At 66.8% G+C, this 3,430-nt stretch carries 3 protein-coding genes; all 3 read left to right on the forward strand.

The genetic code is table 11. From position 1 onward, the window contains the following. Positions 1-39 precede the first annotated feature (39 nt). Positions 40-537, forward strand: coding sequence for a xanthine phosphoribosyltransferase (gene gpt, locus LXM94_RS08850; protein ID WP_235770824.1), 498 nt, complete (start codon positions 40-42; stop codon positions 535-537). Positions 538-876: 339 nt separating this feature from the next. Next, a complete protein-coding gene (locus tag LXM94_RS08855; protein WP_235770825.1) occupies positions 877-2,763 on the forward strand; it encodes a methyl-accepting chemotaxis protein in 1,887 nt (628 codons plus the stop codon). Between the two features lie 62 nt (positions 2,764-2,825). After that, positions 2,826-3,413 (forward strand): hypothetical protein, encoded by a 588-nt coding sequence (locus tag LXM94_RS08860; protein ID WP_235770826.1) that lies wholly within the window; start codon positions 2,826-2,828, stop codon positions 3,411-3,413. The last annotated feature ends 17 nt before the right edge of the window (positions 3,414-3,430 follow it).

Consider the following 3,430-nt stretch of genomic DNA (forward strand, 5'->3'; position numbering starts at 1 on the left):
CCTCCAGCAGCAAAGTCAGCCGGCGCGCAGGAGCTTGTCATGTCGCTTCCCGATAAGGCCTTTCCCGTTTCCTGGGACCAGTTCCACCGCGATGCCCGGGCCCTCGCCTGGCGGCTCGCCGACAACGATCGCGAATGGAAGGCCATCGTCTGCATCACCCGCGGCGGGCTGGTGCCGGCGGCAATCGTCTCGCGCGAGCTCAACATCCGGCTGATCGAGACCGTCTGCGTCGCCTCCTACCACGACTATGTCTCGCAGGGCGAAATGCACGTGCTGAAGGGCATCGCCCCGGAACTCGCCCAGCACGGCGGCGAAGGCATCCTCATCATCGACGACCTCACGGACACCGGCAAGACCGCCGCCGAGGTCCGCGCCATGCTGCCCAAGGCGCATTTCGCCGCCGTCTATGCCAAACCGAAGGGCCGGCCGCTCGTCGACACCTTCGTGACCGAGGTGAGCCAGGATACCTGGATCTACTTCCCCTGGGACATGGGTCTTACCTATCAGGAGCCGATCGCGAAGGGCGAGCGCGGGTAGCCTTGCCCCTTCCATGAGGCGCATGTCAGCAAATTTCGCCAGATGCGGTATTCATGCCGCAGCGCACAAGAAATCCGGATGAATCTTGCGGCGCGCCACGACCCTGAATTGAGACAGCTCGGACCGACAGCGCGACGACCCGCCAAATCGCCTCCAAAACACGCGTTTCTGTTCCATTTAATCTTTCCGCAACCTATTCTATAGAAGCTCCTTATATTCGCCGCGACCCTCCGTCGCGCGGCCATGACGGCCGTCACAAGACGCGATCTGCCCGAAAATGAAGGCGACGTCGACCGGACCGATTGGCACGTTCGCCTGCTGAGGAAGGACGTCCCGGACGTGCGCGCATTTTTTTCCAGTCTGACGCTCACCACCAAGCTTGCCGCGATCATCATTCTCATCAACGTCGCCGGTCTGCTCGCGCTCCTCCAGTACAGCTGGCAGACCGGAACGCATGCCGCGCTGCAGGACGCGACGTCGGCCTGGACGAAGGCGGCGCAACAGATGGGCAGCATCGCGGCCGGCGGCGTCAAGTGGGGCAAGGCGGAGGCGATCCAGGAGGCCTATGCGCTCTACCGCGACGATCCCGAGGGCACATTGATCGCCTTCATCGCCGCCAACGGCAAGGGCGAGACCGTCGATGCCTGGGCTCGCGACGGCGCCGTCACCAGGGAGGAAGCGCAGGCACTGGTCGCCGACCTCGCGGGCAAATCGCCGGACGCCGTCCTGGCCGCCGGCGGCATCGGTGGCACGTCGCATCTCGCCATCGTCGTTCCGCTGCCGAAGGACAAGAACGGCAATGCCAGCGGCTATGTCACGACGCTGTGGTCGACGGATGCGATGATGGCAGCGGCCAGGACCAGCGCCCTGACGCTGGTCGGTGCGCAGGTGCTCATCGTCACGCTGGTTCTCGTCGCCTTTCTCTTCGCCATGCGCAGCCTGATCGGCCGGCCGCTGAGGAGCTTCACCGACCGGATCGGCGCCCTGCAGCAGGGCGACCTTCTGTCCCCGGTCGCCTGTCAGCACCGCGGCGACGAGATCGGCGTCATCGCCCGGGCGCTCGAAATGTTCCGCAGCGAAGCGGAAAACAAGCTCGTGCTCGACGCCGAACGCCGGCGGACGGAAGCCGCCGTAGAGGCCGAGCGCCGCGATGGCGCGGCGTTGCGCGAAGCGTCCTCCGCACGACAGGCCCAGGCGATCGCCGCGATCGGCGCCGCGCTCGAGCGGCTTGCAACGGGCGACCTTTCCGTCGTGATCCCGTCGCTCGGCGAGGAATTCGCAAAGCTGCGCGAGGACTTCAACGCGATGATCGGCGCGATGCGGGCGGCGATCGGCGACATCAGCCAGGCGACGCAATCGGTCGAAACCGGGACGACGGAAATCGCCCACTCCACCGATTCGCTCTCGAAGCGCACCGAACAGCAGGCCGCCGCCCTCGAAGAAACCGCCGCCGCCCTCGACCAGATCACCGTCACGGTGCGCACGTCCTCGGCCCGCGCCGGCGAGGCGGGCGACCTCGTCGCCAAGGCGAAGTCCAGCGCGCACGCCTCCGCGACCATCGTCGACAAGGCGATCGGCGCGATGGACCGCATCCAGAACTCCTCGACCCAGATCGGCCAGATCATCGGCGTCATCGACGAAATCGCCTTCCAGACGAACCTGCTGGCCCTCAATGCCGGCGTGGAAGCCGCCCGCGCCGGCGATGCCGGCAAGGGCTTTGCCGTCGTCGCGCAGGAGGTCCGCGAACTCGCCCAGCGCTCGGCCACGGCCGCCAAGGAGATCAAGGGCCTCGTCACCGCGTCGGGCGAAGAGGTTGCCTCCGGCGTCGCCCTCGTCAACCAGACCGGCGACGCACTGCGCCTGATCGAGACGGAAATCAACAAGATCAACGACAGCATCGCGGCGATCGTCCGGTCCTCTGCCGAACAGTCGACCGGCCTGCAGGAGATCAATTCGGCCATCAACCAGATGGACCAGGGAACACAGCAGAACGCGGCCATGGTGGAAGAAACCAATGCGGCATGCCAGGAACTGATGTCGCAGAGCCGCAGGCTGCGCGCCGCCGTGGACCGCTTCCGGCTGGAAACGGCCGCGCTCCGCACCGCGCCGCCGCAGGCGGCGGCCCCCGCCGTCCACCAGCGCCCCGCTCCCGCCGCCGCCCGCCCGCTCCGGCAGAGCGGAAATGCCGCCCTCGCCGAACCGGCACCGGGCTGGGAGGAATTCTGAGCCCCCCACCCGTGCCTTTGCCACTGCCATCAAACGCAAGAACCGAAGAGAGGAAATGCCCCATGAAGACTTCGTTCCGCAGCATCGCAATCACAGGCCTGGCGACCGTCCTGCTCGCCTCCGGCGGCGCCGCCGCCCAGGAAGCCCATGTCGGCCCCGTCACCGAATTCTTCGACGGCAACGTGCGCGCCTGGCTCGCCGATCCGGCGATCGTCGACGCCATCAAGGCGCAGAACGCCGCCCATGCAGCCCTCGCGCAGGCCGATATCGACGCGCTGGATCAGAAATGGCGTGCCGAGGTGGACGGCGGCGACCGGCCGACGATCGACGCCGTGCTCGGCAACGCCGCCTCGCAGTTCCTCAAGGGGAAGCAGGAATCCGCCGGCGGCCTCGTCACGGAAGTCTTCATCATGGACAACAAGGGCCTCAATGTCGGCCAGAGCGACGTGACCTCCGACTACTGGCAGGGCGACGAGGCGAAATGGCAGAAGACCTTCGGCGACAAGGCCGACGCGCTGTTCGTCGACGAGGCGGAGAAGGACGAATCGACGCAGATGCTGCAGTCGCAGGTGAGCTCGATCATCAAGGATCCCGCGAGCGGCGAGGCGATCGGCGCCATCACCATCGGCGTCAACCTCGACGCGCTCTGAACCGCCGCCGCGTCGCG

Source organism: Rhizobium alarense (assembly GCF_021555155.1).
GTDB classification, from domain to species: domain Bacteria; phylum Pseudomonadota; class Alphaproteobacteria; order Rhizobiales; family Rhizobiaceae; genus Rhizobium_D; species Rhizobium_D alarense.